The sequence below is a fragment of the Streptomyces sp. LHD-70 genome, from assembly GCF_031157275.1.
In the GTDB taxonomy this organism is placed as follows: domain Bacteria; phylum Actinomycetota; class Actinomycetes; order Streptomycetales; family Streptomycetaceae; genus Streptomyces.
Window position 1 is genome coordinate 1 of the sequence record NZ_JAVIFW010000055.1, and the last position, 1,452, is coordinate 1,452.

Genomic DNA, 1,452 nt, shown 5'->3' on the forward strand with positions numbered 1-1,452 from the left:
TCCTAGTAGTGCTTGGTCATGTGCGTTTGACGATGGCGTGTCTTCTTGATCGGTGGTGTCGTTGACCGGGTGTGCTGGGTGGGGAGTTGGCCGCGGTCCGGTGTGATCTGGAGGACTTCGCGGCGGAGATGTTCGAGCCGTTCTCGCGGGTGGATCAGCGCCGGTGGGGTGGGGTCTATCTGCGGGGCTTGCTTCTGGATGGCGGGCGTAAGTCGGTGGAGCCGATGGCCGCCCGGCTGGGCGAGGACGGCAACCGGCAGGCCCTGGCCCACTTCGTCACTTCCAGTCCGTGGGATGCGGCGCATGTGCGGGCCCGTTTGGCCTGGCGTATGCAGCCGGTCGTCAAGCCCACCGCTTTGATCATCGATGACACCGGGTTCCTCAAGGACGGGGACGCGTCCGCGTGCGTGACCCGGCAGTACACCGGCACCGCGGGCAAGGTCACCAACTGCCAGGCCGGGGTCTCGCTGCACCTGGCCGCAGACGGCGCCTCGGCGGCTGTGAACTGGCGCCTTTTCCTGCCCGAGAGCTGGGATCCCGCCTCGCCGAAGGCCGATCCGGCCAAGGCGAAACGACGTGCGAAGTGCGGGATCCCCACCGAGGTGGGTCATGTCGAGAAGTGGCAGCTGGCCCTCGACATGATCGACGAGACACGGTCCTGGGGCATCGAGGTGCCGCAGGTCATCGCCGACGGCGGCTACGGGGATACCGCCGCGTTCCGGCTCGGCCTGGAAGAGCGCGGACTCGACTATGTGGTGGGCATCTCGACCACGACCACCGCCCAGCCCGAGCATGCACGGCCGTGCACTCCGGCCTACCCCGGCCGGGGCCGACGACCGGGGCCGGCCTACCCCGTGGCGGCGAAGACCGTGAAGGCACTGGTCATTGCGGCTGGCAAACGCGCCGCACGGCCGGTGCAGTGGCGCGAGGGCTCGCGGCCGGGCAGTGGCCGCAGCGGACACAAGCGCATGTACTCGCGCTTCGTGGCCCTGCGGATCCGGCCCGCCGGACGCCAGATCCGCAAAGCCACCCCCGGCACCGAACTGCCGCTGCGCTGGCTGCTGGCCGAATGGCCTGCCGACCAGGACGAGCCCGTGCAGTTCTGGCTATCCAACCTGCCCGAGAACACCCCACTGCCCACCCTTGTGCGCACTGCGAAACTGCGCTGGCGGATCGAAAACGACTATCGCGAGATGAAACAGGCCCTGGGCCTGGCCCACTTCGAGGGCCGCACCTGGCCGGGCTGGCACCACCACGTCACTCTCGTCTCGGTCGCCCACGCCTTCTGCACACTCCAACGACTCACCCGGTCCCCAAAAGAAACGGCGTCGGCCTGAGCCTCTACCGAGTCGTCCGCGAAGTGCAGTTACTCCTCGCGCTCTGGACCGGCGCCTGCCCCACCTGTCACCGCGGCATCCCCGACCCCGCACCAACCTGACCAAGCACTACTAG

The 1,452-nt window shown here is 68.4% G+C and carries 1 protein-coding gene; it reads left to right on the forward strand.

Going from position 1 to position 1,452, the window contains the following annotated elements; all coding sequences use genetic code 11:
- Positions 1-128 precede the first annotated feature (128 nt).
- Positions 129-1,337 carry an IS701 family transposase gene (locus RCO28_RS39230; RefSeq protein WP_308946202.1) on the forward strand — a complete coding sequence of 403 codons (1,209 nt, stop codon included), beginning with the start codon at positions 129-131 and terminating at the stop codon, positions 1,335-1,337.
- The last annotated feature ends 115 nt before the right edge of the window (positions 1,338-1,452 follow it).

Bases quoted from the DNA above. Each gene is read 5' to 3' on its own strand.
- RCO28_RS39230 (WP_308946202.1), top strand. From the start codon at position 129: ATGTTCGAGCCGTTCTCGCGGGTGGATCAGCGCCGGTGGGGTGGGGTC.